The organism is [Phormidium] sp. LEGE 05292, from assembly GCF_015207735.1.
Classification (GTDB): Bacteria; Cyanobacteriota; Cyanobacteriia; order Cyanobacteriales; family Aerosakkonemataceae; genus Floridanema.
In genome coordinates, this window is the sequence record NZ_JADEWG010000124.1 from 1 (window position 1) to 18712 (window position 18712).

General features: G+C 40.4%; 17 protein-coding genes. 12 read left to right on the forward strand and 5 right to left on the reverse strand.

What is annotated here, in order from left to right; genetic code table 11:
• The first annotated feature begins 221 nt into the window (after positions 1-221).
• From IQ264_RS24825 to IQ264_RS24865, 9 genes are all read left to right on the forward strand, one after another.
• A complete protein-coding gene (locus IQ264_RS24825) occupies positions 222-710 on the forward strand; it encodes a hypothetical protein (RefSeq protein WP_193983909.1) in 489 nt (162 codons plus the stop codon).
• Positions 711-909: 199 nt separating this feature from the next.
• Entirely contained in the window at positions 910-1392 is a 483-nt protein-coding gene (locus IQ264_RS24830) for a flavin reductase family protein (protein WP_193983912.1), read from the forward strand.
• A gap of 130 nt (positions 1393-1522) precedes the next feature.
• Positions 1523-1876 (forward strand): phenylpyruvate tautomerase MIF-related protein, encoded by a 354-nt coding sequence (locus tag IQ264_RS24835; protein WP_193983914.1) that lies wholly within the window; start codon positions 1523-1525, stop codon positions 1874-1876.
• Positions 1877-1967: 91 nt separating this feature from the next.
• Positions 1968-2498: a pantetheine-phosphate adenylyltransferase gene (coaD, locus tag IQ264_RS24840; RefSeq protein WP_322744802.1), complete on the forward strand. Its 531-nt coding sequence runs from the start codon at positions 1968-1970 to the stop codon at positions 2496-2498.
• A complete protein-coding gene (locus tag IQ264_RS24845; RefSeq protein ID WP_193983916.1) occupies positions 2432-3112 on the forward strand; it encodes a DivIVA domain-containing protein in 681 nt (226 codons plus the stop codon). Before coaD ends, IQ264_RS24845 begins: the two co-directional genes overlap by 67 nt.
• A 211-nt stretch (positions 3113-3323) precedes the next feature.
• Positions 3324-4655, forward strand: a complete 1332-nt coding sequence (locus IQ264_RS24850; RefSeq protein ID WP_193983918.1) for a lipid-A-disaccharide synthase-related protein — start codon at positions 3324-3326, stop codon at positions 4653-4655.
• A gap of 357 nt (positions 4656-5012) precedes the next feature.
• On the forward strand, positions 5013-5912 hold the full coding sequence (gene lgt / locus IQ264_RS24855; RefSeq protein WP_193983920.1) for a prolipoprotein diacylglyceryl transferase: 900 nt from the start codon (positions 5013-5015) through the stop codon (positions 5910-5912).
• 65 nt (positions 5913-5977) lie between these two features.
• Complete coding sequence (locus tag IQ264_RS24860; RefSeq protein ID WP_193983922.1) at positions 5978-6745, forward strand: proteasome-type protease; 768 nt, start codon at positions 5978-5980, stop codon at positions 6743-6745.
• A 75-nt stretch (positions 6746-6820) separates the two neighbouring features.
• Complete coding sequence (locus IQ264_RS24865; RefSeq protein WP_193983924.1) at positions 6821-7885, forward strand: J domain-containing protein; 1065 nt, start codon at positions 6821-6823, stop codon at positions 7883-7885.
• A 55-nt stretch (positions 7886-7940) separates the two neighbouring features.
• Here the strand turns inward: IQ264_RS24865 and IQ264_RS24870 are convergent, their stop codons facing one another.
• The 3 genes from IQ264_RS24870 to IQ264_RS24880 form a co-directional block, all read right to left on the reverse strand.
• Complete coding sequence (locus IQ264_RS24870; RefSeq protein WP_193983926.1) at positions 7941-8798, reverse strand: transglutaminase family protein; 858 nt, start codon at positions 8796-8798, stop codon at positions 7941-7943.
• 15 nt (positions 8799-8813) lie between these two features.
• Positions 8814-9821, reverse strand: a complete 1008-nt coding sequence (locus tag IQ264_RS24875; protein ID WP_193983928.1) for an alpha-E domain-containing protein — start codon at positions 9819-9821, stop codon at positions 8814-8816.
• 119 nt (positions 9822-9940) lie between these two features.
• Positions 9941-11371 carry a circularly permuted type 2 ATP-grasp protein gene (locus IQ264_RS24880; protein ID WP_193983930.1) on the reverse strand — a complete coding sequence of 477 codons (1431 nt, stop codon included), beginning with the start codon at positions 11369-11371 and terminating at the stop codon, positions 9941-9943.
• A 478-nt stretch (positions 11372-11849) separates the two neighbouring features.
• Here IQ264_RS24880 and IQ264_RS24885 point away from each other — a divergent pair, with 478 nt between their 5' ends.
• Positions 11850-14744, forward strand: a complete 2895-nt coding sequence (locus IQ264_RS24885; protein ID WP_193983932.1) for a glycerol-3-phosphate acyltransferase — start codon at positions 11850-11852, stop codon at positions 14742-14744.
• A 26-nt stretch (positions 14745-14770) separates the two neighbouring features.
• Positions 14771-15886 carry a class I SAM-dependent methyltransferase gene (locus tag IQ264_RS24890; protein ID WP_193983934.1) on the forward strand — a complete coding sequence of 372 codons (1116 nt, stop codon included), beginning with the start codon at positions 14771-14773 and terminating at the stop codon, positions 15884-15886.
• Positions 15887-16099: 213 nt separating this feature from the next.
• Here IQ264_RS24890 and IQ264_RS24895 read toward each other — a convergent pair whose 3' ends face one another.
• A complete protein-coding gene (locus IQ264_RS24895; RefSeq protein ID WP_193983936.1) occupies positions 16100-16741 on the reverse strand; it encodes a hypothetical protein in 642 nt (213 codons plus the stop codon).
• 252 nt (positions 16742-16993) lie between these two features.
• On the reverse strand, positions 16994-17320 hold the full coding sequence (locus IQ264_RS24900; protein ID WP_193983938.1) for a YbjQ family protein: 327 nt from the start codon (positions 17318-17320) through the stop codon (positions 16994-16996).
• Positions 17321-17484: 164 nt separating this feature from the next.
• Between IQ264_RS24900 and IQ264_RS24905 the strand changes: the two genes are divergently transcribed.
• Positions 17485-18594, forward strand: coding sequence for a tetratricopeptide repeat protein (locus tag IQ264_RS24905; RefSeq protein ID WP_193983940.1), 1110 nt, complete (start codon positions 17485-17487; stop codon positions 18592-18594).
• Positions 18595-18712 lie beyond the last annotated feature (118 nt).

The window sequence follows — 18712 nt, forward strand, 5'->3', positions numbered from 1 at the left end:
GCTGATGGGGGGATGGGGGGATGGGGAGAGGGATAGACGGTTTTTGCTTAACACTAAAAATATACAATTTAGATGCGATGCAAGCTTATCAAAAAAAAGTACCCTATCAGGGTACTGACGTAGCTTTTTTGGGCAACTTAAGATAAACATATTCGTCAAAAATATCTCGAAAGATTTAGAAGCGAATTACAAAATTAATATCTAAAAAACAGGAGTAACCTATGAAAAACTTTGCAGGTTTGGCTTTAGTAGGCTTGACAGTTAGTTGTTTAGCAATTGGTAGTACAATTGGCAAAGAAAGTGCGATCGCACAAGAACAACCCAGCATCCAACAACCAAGTTCACAACCCAGCGTTCGTAGCGTTAATCCTAATGTTGCCCTTGATGGAAATTGGCAGTTACAATGGCGTTTAAGCGGCATTAATCATCGTGCCAGACTTTCCATGAATGGCAACTTCGGCACCATGACTGTAAATGCTAGAATGCCTAATGGAAACTTAATAGCTGCCGAGCAAAGAATGACACTGACACCGACACAAAATGGTTTTGTTTTACAGGGTAGCAGACCAACTTACCCTGGAAGCAGAAGGCCAGTTCCTAACTATAATCCTGATACATTTCGCATTCAACCAGTAGGGCGGCGTAGTGAATTAAGAGTAACAAATTGTAGCAGTGGTTTCTGTGTTCCCGTTAGTATGAGAAAATACTAAGCCTAGCAAAATTGCTAATGGTTTGTGTTGATTAAATCTGCACTATAAATGGTAGTGGGTAATGGGTAGTGGGTAATCGGATTCCTACTACCCACTACCCATTACCTATTACCAGCCTCAATTTATAAACAAAGGAAGAGGCTAGGGGTGAAAAACCTTGATAAACTGAGCCTTGTAGAATTAATTAGAGGTGAAACCATTGTTAGACGAACAGGCAAAAAAAACGGTACTGCGGATGATTCCTCATGGCATCTACGTTTGCGGCGTTAAAGATGGCGAAGACGTTAACGGTTTCACTGCTAGCTGGGTAATGCAAGCTTCTTTTGTGCCGCCATTGGTAGTAAACTGCGTCAAGCAGGATTCTAAATCCCACGCCATGCTCAAGGCTAGCGGCGTGTTTACCCTCAGCGTTTTGGAAGCTGGACAAAAAGACTTAGCACAGAAATTTTTTAAACCCCAGCGACGGGTGGGTAATAAATTTGAAGATGTAGACTTTTATCTCGGACAAGAAACAGGTTGTCCGATTATTTCCGACGCTTTGGGTTATGTAGAGTGTAAAGTCGTCGGTGCGGTGGAACAAGGAGATCACACCGTTTATGTTGGCGAAGTAATTGGTGCAGGCGTGCATCGAGAGGGAAGTCCCCTGCTGCTGGAAAGTACTGGTTGGCAGTACGGTGGTTAGAAAAATTTATTAATCTCTCTGACTCTATTATCTATTCCTTTGGGAAAACAGGAACAGATAATAGAGTCGAAATTTAATAGTAAGATTTTGTTTGTTCGATCGCTTAAATAACCTTTTTGAGATTCAACTTATGCCTTTAATCAAAGTACAAACCTCTGTAGCCGCACCAGAGAAAACCAAAGTAGAAACCTTGCTCAAAACCCTCTCTTCTGGATTAGCCAAACACTTAAGAAAACCAGAATCTTATGTAATGACGGCATTTGAACCAAATGTCGCTATGACTTTTGCTGGCAACACAGACCCCGTTTGTTACATTGAAATCAAAAGTATTGGTACCATGACTTCAGAACAGACTAAATCGATGAGTCAGGATTTTTGCCAACAGATTAATCAAACGCTGGGTGTACCAGCTAACCGCATCTACATAGAATTTGCCGATGCTAAAGGTGCCATGTGGGGTTGGGATGGCTCGACATTCGGCTAATCAATTAGCTAAATTTATTCACTCACAGAACAACTGAGTTACCCCAGACTAGCTTATAATCTCGGTGAGTAATTCTGAAACCCCTTTGTTCGTGATTGCAATTTATCCTGGCAGCTTCGATCCAATTACACTTGGTCACCTCGATGTGATTTCCAGAGGCAGTAAGCTGTTTGAGCGAGTCATAGTAGCTGTGCTGCAAAATCCTAGCAAATCACCTCTGTTTACCATGCAAGAACGAATCGACCTAATCCAGCAATCTATTAGCCACATTTCTAATGTGGAAGTAGATTGTTTTGATGGTCTAACTGTAAATTATGCCAAACTGCGAGGAGCTAGCGTTATTATTCGAGGTTTGCGGGTGCTTTCTGACTTTGAAAAGGAGTTACAGATGGCTCACACCAACAAGACTCTTTCAGAAGAAATCGAGACGGTTTTTTTGGCAACCTCGACAGAATATGGCTTTTTAAGCAGTAGCGTGGTAAAAGAGATAGCAAGATTTGGTGGCTCAGTCGATCATCTTGTCCCTAAGCACGTTGCTATTGATATATACAAAAAATGTTACGCCAAGATACATCCAGAATCGACCCCGACAGTGAAGAACCCAACACCGAAGATCAATTAAACCAGCAGGGAACAACAGGTGTAGACATTCAACGAGAACTCAATCGCCTAGAGGAGATGATTCTCGATAGTCCGCGCATTCCCATGTCTCGGCGCACTTTGGTGGATGAGGAACAGTTGCTAGAACAATTGGATTTGGTGCGGTTGAATTTGCCAGCGGCTTTTGCGGAAGCGGAAACTATTGTCCGTCACAAAGATGAAATTATTTTGGCGGCGGAACAGTACGCGCAACAAGTAGTGGAAGCTGCTGAGCAACGTGCTGCCCAAATTATGGAAGAAAGTGCTGTTGTGAGACAAGCAAAATCAGAAGCGCAGCAACTCTGGCAAACTGTGCAGCAGGAATGTCAGTCAGCACAAGAGCAAACTTTGGCTGAAATTGAAAGTATGTATCGAGAAGCGCAAGAGGAATTACAAGAGATACGTGCTAAAGCGATCGCAGAAGCCGAAGCAATTCAAAATGGTGCAGATGACTATGCTGACCAAGTTTTGTCTAACATCGAACAAAATATTGCCGAAATGTTGCGGATTATCCGTAATGGTAGACAACAACTGCAACCTCCGAATCTACCTCCGTCCCAAAGTCGGTCTTCTCCGATTCCACCGAAGAAGATTTGAAGCAGGGGTGCAGGGAGGACAAGGGGACAAGGGGACAAGGAGACAAGGGGACAAGGGGAAGTTAATTAACTCAAAACTTAAAAAACGAAGCTAAGAACTTTCCCAACTCTCCCTAACTGAAAACTCAAAAACTCAAAACTTAAAACTTTACCTTACCTCTGTCTTAATACTTTGCGAGTTGAAAATTAATCGGGTGCTGGAAGTTAATGTAATGAAGTTACTTTGTTTGAGTAATGGTCATGGGGAAGATGCGATCGCAGTGAGAATCTGCCAAGAATTACAACAACTTTCTTCTTCCCCGAAAATAGCCGCCTTGCCGATCGTTGGTGAAGGACGAGCTTACATAGAACGGGGAATTACGATTATTGCACCAACGCAAAAAATGCCCTCTGGTGGCTTTGTTTATATGGACTGGCGACAGTTGTGGCGCGATGTTCAGGGTGGTTTATTGGGACTCCTGTGGCAACAATTTCAAGCGGTGCAAGCTTTTGCTCAAGAAGGAGGGGCAATTATCGCTGTTGGTGATATTGTGCCGCTGTTTTTTGCTTGGTTGAGTGGCGCTCCTTATGTTTTTGTCGGTACGGCGAAATCAGAATATTATTTACGGGATGAGGTCAAGGCTTTCCGCAGTTTTAAACGGCGTTGGGAAGGTTGGTCAGGGTCGGTTTATTTGCCTTGGGAACGTTGGTTGATGAGTCGTCCTCAGTGCAAGGCGGTTTTTCCTAGAGATAGTTTAACTACCGAAGTTTTACAGCAATGGTCGATCCCGGCTTTTGACATGGGAAATCCGATGATGGATGATTTAGAATCTCTAATTGCTGAGTCGGTGTCTTCAGTGGGGGAAAGGGAAAATTGGTCAGGTCGATTCTCGCTTACGGGATTGCGAAGCGAATCGCTTAGTGTTTGTCTTCTTCCCGGTTCTCGCACTCCTGAAGCTTACGAAAATTGGCAGCAAATTACCTCAGCTGTGGGGGGAATTTTGGATAGTTTTCGCGATCGCACGGTGTTATTTCTGGCTGCGATCGCTCCGAGTTTAAGTTTAGACCCATTAAAAGAAACCTTGGAAAATCAAGGCTGGCGATTAAGATCGGCGCAATTTTTGCCTGCAAAATTGCCGATTTCCGATCCCACAGCTTTAGTGTTTGCTCAAGGAAAATATCAGTTAATTTTGACTCAGAAAGCTTTTGCTGATTGCTTGCAAGCTGCTGATTTTGCGATCGCAATGGCGGGGACTGCGACAGAACAATTTGTCGGTTTAGGTAAACCTGCGATTACGATTCCCGGAAAAGGCCCACAATTTACCTACGCCTTCGCTGAAGCCCAAAGTCGTCTACTCGGCCCTTCTATATTGTTAGTAGAAAAACCAAGACTCGTAGCTCAAACTTTAAAGTATTTACTCAAAAATCCCGATCGACTACAATTAATAGCCGCTAACGGCCCTCGCCGCATGGGTAAACCAGGTGCATCCCGTCGCATTGCTCAATGTTTAGTTGAACAATTAAAAAATAGTTCGTTGTACCCACTTCAGTGGGAACAGCGCTAAAGCGCTTACAACAAACCCAATTGTCCGTTGTCCCTACTGAGAGTGGGAACAGCGCTAAAGCGCTTACAACAAACTCTGTTCGTTGTCCCTACTGAGAGTGGGAATCGCGCTAAAGCGCCTACAACAAACTCTGTTCGTTGTCCCTACTGAGAGTGGGAATCGCGCTAAAGCGCCTACAACAAACTCTGTTCGTTGTCCCTACTGAGAGTGGGAACAGCGCTAAAGCGCCTACAACAAACTTAAATATAAAACTTCGGATATAATTCAATCTTTGCCAAAGCAAACTAAAATCTATTTCGGAGTTGCTGTCACACTACTGATGCCAATTCACAGCTTAATTGTTTCTTACGCAAACTTATGACCATAACTTCTTGGCTACTGGATGTTCCCCTCTTGCCCTTAGCATTTGAATTTGCTTCTCCAGGGCCAATAATTTTAAAAATAGGGCCATTGACTTTGCGCTGGTACGGTCTATTAATTGCTTCAGCGGTTTTGATTGGAGTCGCACTTTCCAGTTACCTAGCCAAACGTCGTCACCTCAATTCAGAAATTATCGGTGATTTAGCAATTTGGTTAGTATTGGGGGCAATTCCTAGCGCTAGACTTTATTATGTCTTATTTGAGTGGCAACAATATGCCCAACATCCAGCAGATATAATTGCTATTTGGAAAGGTGGAATTGCCATTCACGGTGCGATTTTAGGGGGTTTAATCGCCGCTTTAATTTTTTCCAGAGTTCGTCAAGTTCCCTTCTGGCAATTAGCAGATGTAGTCGCGCCTTCTTTAATTCTCGGTCAAGCAATTGGGAGATGGGGAAATTTCTTTAATTCTGAAGCTTTTGGTGGGCCTACAAATTTACCTTTAAAGTTATATATTCCCCCAGTACAACGTCCCCCAGCTTATGCCAATTTTGACTACTTTCATCCTACTTTTCTCTATGAATCTGTATGGAATTTAATGGTTTTTGGGCTTTTAATCTTTCTGTTCTTTCGTGATTTACAGGGAAAACCACGTTTAAAAGTGGGTACTATATTTTTAAGTTACCTAATTTTTTATAGTATGGGTCGGTTTTGGATTGAAGGGCTACGAACTGATAGTCTAATGTTAGGGCCATTACGAATCGCACAAGTAGTTAGCTTAGTCGGAATTACACTGGGTTCGGCTGGTTTAGCTTGGCTTTACGTAGTTAAACGTAATTTGCCTGATGTAGTTTCAGCTAACAGTAATAATCTAAAATCAGACTCGGAAAATTACTAAGCTGAATATCAGTACCTTTTCTTTCAATTAAGTTTTAAATTGCTGAATTGTTTACACACTCTCTCATGACTTATTGCGTTGGCATCATTACAAAGTACGGTTTAGTTATGGCTGCTGACTCCCGTACAAATGCAGGAGTTGACTACATTTCCACTTACCAGAAACTTTTTGATTTTTCTCAACCTAAAGAAAGGACAATTTTATTATGTAATTCTGGTAATTTGTCATTTACTCAGGGTGTAATTACTTTGATTCGGAAAGATTTAAAAGCTCAAGAAGAATCAAATATTCACTCTTTACCAAGTATGTATGAAGTGGCTCGTTATATTGGCAACAAAATTCGACAAATTCAAGAACAAGACCGCACTTGGTTACAAAAGGATAATATTGATTACAAATGTAGCTTTCTTTTGGGTGGTCAAATTAAAGGCGAAGATATGGAACTTTACCATATTTATAGCCAGGGTAATTTTATTCAAGCTACTGCCGAAACGCCGTTTTTACAAATAGGAGAAACTAAGTACGGTAAACCAATTTTAGACCGGACTCTTAAGTATGATACTCCTTTGGATGCTTGCGCGAAATGTGCGTTGCTTTCGATCGACTCAACTATGAAATCAAATATTTCTGTGGGTCCACCAATTAATATGATTATGTATGAAAAGGATAGTTTGGTGGTGGAAAATAAATTAATGTTACGTTTAGGCGATCCTTATTTGGTGAGAATTCGGAAATGGTGGGAAGAGTCTTTGCGAAATGCTTTCGATCGAATGCCGAGTATTGAATGGGAACATTATTCGGCAGATTCTCAAGAAAATGTGGAACTTGATTAAGGGATCGATCGCACTTGCAAAACTAATCAAAAGAGTTAAAATAAACCTAATTATTTTTGGGAGCATTGTTCCCTAATGCCACGCAAAAAATCACAACCCAAAAGCAAAACCCCTCCCGCCGCTGCATCAGCAACTCTGGCGTTATCGGAACTCCATTATCAGGTTGATGCTTTAGAGCAAGAAAATCAGCGTTTGATAAAACAGATTAAGAAAAAACGCACGGAACTGAATAACTTTGTTGACCAAATGCGATCGATAGCTACCCAGATGTTCCATCGAACTGTTCCGATTATGAAAAAGCTAACCGAGATCGATCGACAAATTCATAGCTTATTCGATGAAATTTTTCAAAGGAAGTTTGGCAAACAAAGTCAGCGAGATATTGAGGGAGTTTATCAAATACTGCAAATGCAAGGGATTATCAGTCCCAAATCATCAGAATCTCAGGATATACCTGAATTAGATGAACTTTTTGGCGCAGCAGGGAAAGGAAAAGAAAAAGGGAATTTTTCTGATTTTTTTGCAGGTGGCGAACAGCAAGAACAACAACCTTCAACTCCCCAAGCAACGGTAAAAAGTGAAGATTCTAAAAAAATCAGAGAAACCTTTTTGAAATTAGCAGAAATCTTTCATCCTGATAAAGTGACAGACAGCGAAACACAAATGCGTCATACAGAAATCATGAAAGAACTGAATAAAGCTTATCAAGAAGGGGATTTAGCTAAACTGTTAGAGATTGAACAACAACATTTAGCTGGTGAAGATATAGCTAATTTCACTGAAGATGATTTAACGCGAAAATTTCAAATCTTGTCTCAGCAAAATTCATTATTGAAAAAACAATATGAAAATCTCAAAAGGGAATTACGATTAGCAAAAAATACACCGGAAGGGTCTTTAATTTCTGAATATCGACAGGCAGTTAAAATGGGAGTCGATCCAATAGAAATGCTCTTGGAAGAAATGGAAGAAAAAGTCGAAATTATTGAAGAAGTTAAGGAGTTTGTGAAAGACTTTCGGGATAAGAAAATTACAATTAAAGAGTTTCTTAAAGGGCCAAGTTACTTAGAAACAATCAATCAATCTCTCCAAGATAGAATGATAGAAGAATTGTTTGAAAGGGGAGTAATTAAGTTTTGAAGAAGTCTGTTGTACCCACTGAAGTGGGTATAGCGCTGAAGCGCCTACAACGAACTTAATTGTGGTTGAATTGAATGGAGATTTGAGGTGTCATGGAGAAGGAAGTTCCGGGCGGGGAAAAACTGCCGGAAATGGGGGCAGTATAGTTAGGAAAGGCGCTAGCGACTAAGGGAATGTGTCGATCGCTAACTGCTAACCCATGCGTCGGATCGTAACCTCGCCAACCCGCCCCCGGCAAATATACTTCTACCCAAGCGTGTAAATCCCTTTCTATTTGGTCTGGATCTCCTTCTTGATAACCACTCACAAATCTTGCAGCTAATCCAACAGCACGACAAACTTCCATAAATAAAACCGCAAAGTCACGACAAGAACCAGATTTTTGTTTCCAAGTAATTCCTGCTGGTAAAGGATCGCCTGTTTCTCGAATTACATATTCACAATTTTCATAAATTTGTAGATTCAATTTATTTAAAAACATCGTTGTTTGATGAGAACAAGCAACTAAAATTTCTTGTGCTAATTCGGTGGCAATTGGGTCTACATTTCCTGGATATTGTCTTTGCAAGTAAGGAGAAAGTTGCGTTAAAAGCGATACCGAATAATCTATTGGTAACTTTAAAGCGAAGGGTTTTAAGAGGTAATCAAAGGGATTTGATCGGAGAGTTTCTACCTGCGAACTAACTTGAATTTCTAAATATTTTGTCGGTTCATTGAACCAAGTTTGCAGTACCACATTACCTTCCAAGTCAGAATTATAGCAAATTCCTGTTGGTTTTGGGTCAATTTCTAAAGAAAAATTATGCACTTTTTGTTCGGCATCACTTCTCGGAATTAATCTAATTGTGTGCGGTTTTAAAGTGACAGCTTGCTGATAGTTGTAAGTGGTAGTATGGACAATGTGGTAAAGCATCCTATCCTATTCTCTTTAAAATTGTTGTTGTAATTCCGTACTGCGGAATTTGGGAATTTCGGAACTCCTTTCATTAATGGGTTTTAGCGCAAAGAAACTTTCAAAAATATCGTTACCTACGCCATAAATTTGTTGCAATAAATGACTGAGATATTCATGTAATCCGCTTTGAATTATATCTTCAATAGTCACATAATCCAGTTCGGAACGCAGACGACCTAAAGAACGTTCAGCGGGATTTGTCCAATTACCTGAAGAAATTCCTGTGATTTCGTAAAGCGATCGCTCTGCATGAATTATACAAAAACGGATCGATCGGGGAAACTCCCGGTCTAAAATTAGAAAATCTGCAATTCCAAACGGCGTAATTCGATGTTGACCACGTTTGCGATACATCTCATAAGCACTCACCGATCTTAACAAAGCTATCCACTGCAATTCATCCAAAGTACTACCTACATCTTTCACCGAAGGTAGTAACACAAAGTACTTTACATCTAAAATTCGCGCCGTCTTATCTGCGCGTTCTAAAAATCTGCCAATTCTACCAAAATGCCATCCTTCATTGTGAGTCATCGTCGCATCAGTCACTCCGGCAAATAAGTGACTAGCCATTTTTACTTCGGAGAAAAACTTCTCAGGATCAAAGGTTTTTTGCTGTTGATAAGCATCTTGCACCATGAAGTAAAAAGAATTGACTTGTTCCCACATTTCCGAAGAAATAATCTCTCGAACTGAACGAGCATTTTCTCTAGCTGCTCGTAAACAAGAAAGAATAGAATTAGGATATTCACTATCAAATGTGAGAAACTGAATTACAGTTTCCGCTGTAGCTTTGCCGTATTTTTCTTTAAATTTCGGCAAGTCTCCAGTGATGGTAATTAATGGTTCCCACTGTTGGGTTATACCTGTGGAAGAATCCAAAATCAATTTTAAATTTACATCAATGAATCGAGCAATATTTTCTGCCCTTTCCACATAACGATTTAACCAGTAAATAGCATCAGCAACGCGACTTAACATAGTTTGGTAATTGGTAGATGGTAGTTGGTAATTGGTAGATGGTAGTTGGAAAAGTTTTGACTTTTAAGTTAAAGACTTTCCTTGCCCCTGGAGCTCCTGGAGCTCCTCTGCTCTTCTGCCTAGCAGAGTACCCAAGTATCTTTGCTTCCACCACCTTGGGAAGAATTAACTACTAAAGAGCCTTTTTTCAAAGCGACTCTAGTTAAACCACCGGGATGAACATAGATATCTTTACCATATAAAACGTAGGGGCGTAAATCTACGTGACATCCGGTAAATTCTCGATCGATAATTGTGGGAACTCTTGATAAGCAAATTGTTGGTTGGGCGATGTAATTACGGGGATTTGCTTTGATTTTTTCAGCAAATTCTTGCCTTTGTTCTAATGTGGATTGAGTGCCGACTAACATTCCATAACCGCCGGATTCGTTAGCAGCTTTGACGACTAAAGTTTCTAGATTAGCTAATACATGACTGAGGTCTTTTTCGCGCCAACAAAGATAAGTGGGAACGTTTTGTAAAATCGGGTCTTCTTGGAGATAATAACGAATCATTTCTGGCACATAAGCATAGATGACTTTATCATCAGCTACTCCGGTTCCTAGTGCATTTGCGATCGCCACTCTCCCCGCCCGATAAACTTCCATTAATCCCGGTACGCCTAACGTAGAATCTGGTCGGAAAGTTAGGGGATCGATAAAGTCATCATCAATGCGCCGATACACCACATCAACTCTTTTTAAACCCTTAGTAGTTCGCATTTGTAAATAACCATCAGCAACTACTAAATCCCTTCCTTCCACCAATTCCACACCCATTTGTTGCGCCAAAAAAGAATGCTCAAAATAGGCAGAATTGTAAGTTCCAGGAGTTAACACTACTACCGTTGGATTTGGCAAACTTTCCGGTGCTAAATTCAACAGAGTATCTAACAAATGACTGGGGTAATCATCAACAGGTTTAATTCCCATTGTCTCAAAAACTTTGGGAAAAGCAGACTTCATTACCCGCCGATTTTCCAAAACATAAGAAATTCCCGAAGGACAACGCAAATTATCTTCTAAAACATACCATTGTCCATCTTTATCTCTCACTAAATCAGTACCAGTAATATGACACCAAATTCCCCCAGGCGGTTTTAATCCTATACAAGGTTTTAGCAATCCTTTGGAAGTGGTAATTACTTCAGCAGGAATTACTCCATCACCGATAATTTTTTGCGCGTCATAAATATCAGCAATAAAGCAGTTAAGTGCATAAATCCGCTGCTTCAATCCCGCTTCTAAAACTTGCCATTCTTTGGCGGAAACAATCCGGGGAATTACATCAAAAGGAAAAATTCTTTCTGTACCTTGATTATCACTATAGACATTAAATGTCGCTCCTAATTTAAACAAAGCTTGTTGCGCTACTTCTTGCCTTTGTAAAATTTCATCTGGCGGTAGAGAATTAATCCTTTCTATTAAGGGCATCACCGCTGGTCTTGGTTTATTTTTGTCAATAAACAATTCATCGTAAAAATCCCCTGGTTCGTAATGCTCAAAATTCATAATCTATTCAGTAGTGCGTTGTTAATTTTTAACTTGTTACTTTTGCAGAATTACAAAGAGACAAGAGAATTATGTAGAGATGGGTTTTGTTGTTGTAAGGGCAGGTTTTGTTGTTAATTTTTCTGCTATTACTACAGATTTTTCTACTAAACCCCGCCCCTACTACTGTAATTACAGAATTATTTACTCTCACCCGCCTCTACAACTCACAACTCTCCCAGTCTCCAGTCCCCAATCCCCAGTCCCCAGTCCCTATATATATTCTTGCTGGTTTGCCCCACAATTCGTATACGGGAATACATTTCTTCGGAAGTTATTGTAACTTTTTGCTACTCATGGGCATATTGGCAAATCCACCCGCAAATGTTTAACCATTCCAGATTAAAGTCAGAAACGCCAAGATTAGAGTATGTTAAAAATGTCTTAGCTTTTTTGAACTGTTGTACCTTGCTGCTTTGGCAATTAAGGATTTTTCGGCATGACACTGATGCAAGCTTGGGGTGTGTTGTTAATTTTCGTCTTTTGTCCCTTGTTGGGGGGACTACCCCTAATTGCTTGGATTACTTACGCACTTACTGGACAGAACTTGGCGAGACTGGGGACGGGAAATGTTGGTGTACAAGCAGCTTTTTATCACGGGGGAACTGTTGTTGGTGTTTTGGCGGTGATATCGGAAGCACTTAAGGGAATTATCGCCGTTTTGTTGGCGCGGATTTTCTTTCCCCCGCAGTCGGAATGGGAGATAATTGCTTTAATTGCTTTGGTGTTGGGGCGCTACTGGATTGGTAAAGGTGCGGGAACAACGAATGTAGTTTGGGGTTTTGTTGTTCACGATCCAATAGTTGCTTTTTTAGTCTTTGTTATAGGGGGAATTAGTTTTACTTTGATTCGGGAAAGACAGACAGGAAAACTGAGTATTTTAGTGTTGTTCCCCTTGATTGTAATTTTGTTATATTCCCAAGATTATGAGCGAATTGTATCTACGATCGTACTTGCTGTAGTCATGGGTTGGATTTATCAGAAAATCCCTGACGATTTAGACCTTCCGACTTCAGAAGTTAGACCTGATTCTCAAAAAATGTTTCGCTTTTTTCGCGGCGATAGATCGATGATTTCTTTAAACCAAAAACTGAACGCGGCAAAAGTTGGACAAAAAGCCGCTACTTTATCACAATTAAAACGCTGGGGTTATGCGGTTCCTGATGGTTGGGTGTTGTTACCTGGAGACGATCCTGAACCAATAATTGAATCTCTGCAACCTTCTTTAGAAAAACCTTTGGTTGTGCGTTCTTCTGCAATTGGTGAAGATTCGGAAACTGCTTCGGCGGCGGGACAATATGACACGATTTTAAATGTTAGCGATCGCACTACTTTAAGACAAGCAATTATTGATTGTCAAACTTCCTATGATCGACCTGGTGCGGTGCAATATCGCTTAGACCGAAATTTGCCGGAAGCAGCAATGGCGGTGTTAATTCAAAAACAAGTGCGGGGTGCTTTTTCCGGTGTTGCTTTTAGTCGCGATCCGATCGCGCAATCAGGCGATAATGTAATCATAGAAGCTTTACCAGGTGGTGCTTCTCAGATAGTTTCAGGACAAGTTACGCCGGAACAATATCGGGTGACAATTAGCGATTTAGAAACGGCAAAAAACTCTGATTCATCATCAATTTCCGTCCAAGGAGAAGGCGATGTTCCATTAGGATTAATTCGCCAAGTGGCGATTTTAGCGAGAGAATTGGAGAATCGTTATCATGGGATTCCCCAAGATATTGAATGGAGTTATGATGGCGATCGTTTATGGCTCTTACAATCTCGTCCCATTACTACTTTATCCCCAATTTGGACAAGAAAAATTGCCGCCGAAGTGATTCCTGGATTAATTCGTCCCTTAACTTGGTCAATTAATCGTCCCCTAACTTGTGGCGTTTGGGGCGACATTTTTACGATAGTTTTGGGCACAAGAGCTAAAGGATTAGACTTTAATGAAACTGCTACGCTGCACTATTCTCGCGCTTATTTTAACGCTTCACTTTTAGGGCAAATTTTCCGCAGAATGGGTTTACCTCCTGAAAGTTTGGAGTTTTTGACTAGAGGTGCGAAATTTAGTAAACCTCCTTTAATTTCCACTTTGCGAAATGTGCCCGGTTTATTCAAGTTATGGCAAAGGGAAAGAAGATTATCGGCGGATTTTGTCCTGGACGATCGTCAACATTTCACCCCTGGTTTAACTAGGTTGAAAACTCCCGAAAGTTCACCCGATCCGCAAGTTTTGTTAAACCGGATCGATTTTATTTTAGCATTACTCCGCAAAGCTACTTATTATAGTATCCTTGCTCCTTTAAGTTTCGCCCTCAGAAAAGCAATTTTTCGAGTAAAAGATGCCGAATTGAATGCCGGGAAAACGCCGGAAGTTGCTTCTTTACGAACTTTGACTGCACTCGCTGCGATCGCCAGAAAATCACTAATTAATCAAGGAATTAACCCAGAAGAAACTGCCAATATTCTTGATACTTTAGCAACAACTGAATCAGGACAAAAAATTTTACAAGAATTTGAGCAAATTTTAGAAAGATATGGTTATTTAAGTGATGTCGCTACAGATATTGCTGTTCCCACTTGGAAAGAAGAATCGCATCATGTTAGAGAAATTTTTGCTCAATTTATTGTTAATCCACCGCCCCCAGTAAACTTACCAAAAACTCAAACTTGGCAAGCGAAATTAGTGCAACGTCGGTTAAATTTAAAAGGCAGAGTTACGGAAATTTACAGCCAATTGTTAGCTGAATTAAGGTGGAGTTTACTAGAATTAGAAAGAATCTGGTTGTCATCAGGTTTACTGAAAGAAGCAGGTGATATATTTTTCTTGGAGTTATCAGAAATTCATCGTATAATTAATGAAACAGACCGAGAATTACCGAATAAAATAACGCAATTAATTGAAAAAAGACGATCGCAATTGTCCCAACACCAACAATTAGAAACAACACCCTTTGTAGTGTATGGAAATGCACCACCTATTACCATTCTCAAAACTGCTTCCTTACAACCAACAGAACTTTTACAGGGAATAGGCGCAAGTCCAGGACAAGCAGAAGGAAGAGTCAAAGTGTTGCGAAATTTGCAATCTGTACCGGAAATTAATCGTGAAACTATACTCGTTGTGCCTTATACTGACTCTGGTTGGGCACCACTTTTAGCCAGGGCGGGGGGACTAATTTCCGAAGTAGGAGGACGTTTATCTCATGGTGCGATCGTTGCTCGTGAATATGGTATTCCAGCTATTATGGATATTCAAGATGCAACTCGTCTGTTAAAAGATGGTCAACTAGTGCGAATTGACGGTCAAATCGGAACAGTGGAAATCTTATAATTTAGGTTTGGGATTTTTAATTAATCATGGCTAACGATAACATATCCCTGCAAGAAACTCAGCCAATAGCTTTAGTAAGTGAGCCAAAAACGGACACCGAATTAACAGTAACAGACCCCAAACTTTTAAAGCAAGCATTAATAGAAAAAGTTAAAAGTTTGATGAATGTACGCGGGGAAATTTCTTTACCTTGTGTGCCAGCAGTGTTAGATGAATACTTACAGTTAGTGCATAATTTACTCAAAACATTAGGGCAAAATTTAACTGATGAAAACTTGAATAATTTAAAAGAATTAATTGTTAAAGGTTTAACAGAAGGATACAAACTTTCACCCCACGCACGTTTATTAGTCAGCTTTTTACCTGCGGATGAAGCCAAAGGTTTGGCAAGTGGCGTGACAATAAATACTAAAGTTTTAGTAGAATCAGTTGCCGATAAGTATCAAAAATGGCCGGAAATTCGCCAAGAACCTTTATTTGGTACTCATCCAGATGCTAAAGTAATGGCAATTGCTGCTCAATTAGGAGAGCCAGAAACTACGAAAATTTTAGATATTGGTGCGGGAACAGGTCGTAATACTATTCCTTTGGCAAAGTTAGGTCATCCAGTGGATGCGATCGAACTTACTCCCGCATTTATTGAAAAATTAACTACAGAAATAAACAACCAAAACTTGCCAGTAAATTTGTTTCAAGGAGATATTTTAGAACCACTTTTAAGAATGAAAGTGGCGCATTATAAATTAGCGATCGCCTCAGAAGTTTTATCCCATTTTCGTTACATCGATCAAGTCCGCTTATTCTTTGCCAAAATGTGCGACACTTTACGCAGTGGCGGGTTACTTTTATTCAGCGCCTTTTTAGCAGTTAATGATTATGAACCAGATAACTTTGTAAAAGAAATGTCCGAAGTTTCCTGGTCTTATATTATCACCAGAAAAGAGCTAAAAACAGCAATGGAAGACTTACCTTTAGAACTTATTTCCGACGAATCAGTAATCGAATACGAACAAAAACATTTACCCCCAGAAGCATGGCCTCCAACTACTTGGTATGTCAATTGGGCAATGGGTCGTGATTTATTTCCTATTAGTAAAAAACCACCAATGGAACTACGCTGGATACTTTTAAAAAGGATTTAAAAAAAGGTAATTTTGAGTCAATTACTTCTATCACATCGGTTGTGTATATTGTTAATTTTAGGGGCAGGATTTGTGCAAATATTGTTTGTGTAAGCCGACATTTTTTGGCTAAGCCCGCCCCTACCATACCACTTATTACAAAAAAATCACCTTTTTCCGGTGATTTTAATGGTAAGAAGGTTTGATTGACTTGGCAAACTTACTAGATAAATTCTATGGTGTGTAATTAGGATTGTAATTAGCATTGTAAGTCCGAGGACTACGAGCGCCTACAGCTGCTCCACCCATTGATGCTAGTAAACCTAACAAAGAACCAAATAAAAATGACCAACCAGCTTTAGCTGCATTAGCTGCAATATCACGAGCTTGTTGAGCAGTTACTCCGGGTACTTGATTAGGAATATTACCAGTTATACGGGCTTGATTAATTACTTGTCCAGCGTTAGAAGCGGCAATTCCAAATGTACCTGCTACTCCATTTGCTATTAGCCAAGAACCAATTGCTAGGGTTGCTGCCCAAAGAATTGCACCGTTTAAAAGGGCTGTATTTCTATTCATCGGGCCACTAGTACGTGCTGTTATCCAACCGCCTACAAATAACCCAATTAATAAACTAATAATTGACCAAATACCAACCCCAACTCCCACATCGCCTGCATTAGACCTGGGAGCGCCTGAGTTAGCTATACTACTCAAACCAATAGCTGCACCTAAAGAGCTTAAGACTAATTGTGTTGCTAAGGCAATTAAAATACCTGCAATTATTGGGCCCCATCTCACGCGATCGTGATAATCAATTACTCGATTTGTTACCACTGGATCGACAACATCTGGTGGCCGATTTCCATAAGCCATAATTTATTCCTCCCTTATTTTCTTCGCGATCGACTTTTAAGCTAAAAAGTATTAACTAATTTAGTTACACATTAAGCCGATCAATGCAAAAGAATATCTATCAAGGGTAGGAATCATTTACTCTATCTAAAGAAGTAGGAAAATATCTGCAAATTTCAGGAGTTTCTTAATAGTAACTAGGAGTACCATTGCTCAAGCTCCTGAGAATTGAAAAATTTAATTATGCAAAATAATTCGGCAAACAGACAAAATTTATCGCAGTTTAACGGCTGTACCGATCGCAGTAATCAGTAGCAAAGCCCCTTTTTGATCGACATTAATTGTACCTGTATCTACCTCTACACCAATAACTGCATTAGCACCCATACTCTGAGCCCGTCTTTGCAGTTCTGCGATCGCCTCCCGCTGACCTTTTTCAAAAATCTGCTCGTAACTGCCAGTACGTCCACCAACAATATCACGAATTCCGGCAAAAAAATCACGCAAAGCATTAGTGCCATAAACAACTTCAGCCGTTACAATTCCCAAATAAGCATCAATCTGAGCGCCTTGAATTACATCAGTTGTAGTAATAATCATTCCTCTACCTCTCAAGAAAAAAATGATACAATAAACCGCTTTGGTAGTTGCAATAAATAAAATTAATTCCTTCTCCAGGGTATCAAAATTGCACAATTTCTGGTTCAATATCTCAAAGTGATATCAATACTCTCACAATGGCAGAATCAGAGGAAAAATCTACTATGCAAAAGCAAAAGCAGAACTACTTGATAGTCAGTCTCTTGCTATTGGGAGGGTTAGCGGTAACGACACCGCAATTAGCTTCTTCAAATGAAAACCCCCCAGTTTCAGACAACCAAACTTCCGCAAATAGCGAAGTGGAACAACTGTTGCGTGAAGCCCAAATTTTGGAACGGACAGGGCTGATGGAGCGTGCATTAGCCACATATCAACAAGCAGCTAAATTAGAGGACAGAGATCCTCGCATTTATGCAGCAATTGGTTTTATTTATGCGCGACGGGGAAATTTCTCAGAAGCGATCGAGCATTATCGCAAAGCAATAAAGTTAGATAAGAAAAACCCAGAATTACACTCAGCGATCGGATTTTGTCTGGGTAATTTAGGAGACAATAAGGGCGCAGCCGAAGCTTACCGACGCGCCACAGAAATAGACAAAAATAATGTCAATGCTCATGTAGGATTAGCTACTGTGTTGTTCCGTCAAGGCGATTTCGCAGGAGCAACAGCAGCCTATCAACAAGTTCTTGCTCTCGATCCCAAAAATTGGCAAGCTTACAAATTAATGGCAGCGATGCTAACAGAGCAAAATCGTTTACCAGAAGCAGTAGAAATTTTACAGCGAGGTGTTGCATACGCCCCTAATAATCCAGATTTGCAACTTAAATTAGGGTCTGTGTTATTTAAACAAGGGAATAAAAGTGGGGGAATAGCAGCATTACAGCGAGCAACTCAACTAGCCAGTCGTAACCCAAATCTTCATTTAGAAATAGCTAATGTTTTTCGTGCCAATAATCAAATTGCTCCCGCTTTAACTGCTTATCGGCGCGTCTTAGCAATTCAACCGAGATCTGTAGAAGCACTTTCTGGAGTTGGTGAAATTTACTTACAACAACAGCAACTTCCCCAAGCTATTACTATTTATCGGCGCGTCCTCACATTAGACAAACAAAATGCCAACGCTTATTACAATTTGGGTGTAGCTTTCAGTAGACAAAAAAAGGTTAAAGAAGCACTCACATTTTTTAACCATGCCCGCAGTCTCTATTTAAGCCAAGGCAACAACGAAAGAGCCCAACAAGTTGAAGCGGCAATTAGTCAGTTAAAGCCGTAGGGGGGAGATGGGGGCAGAAGGCAGAAGGCAGAAGGCAGAAGGCAGAAGATAAAAATTCTCCTTGTCCCCTTGTCCCCTTGTCCCCAGTCCCCAGTCCCCAGTCCCTAGTCCCCAGCTG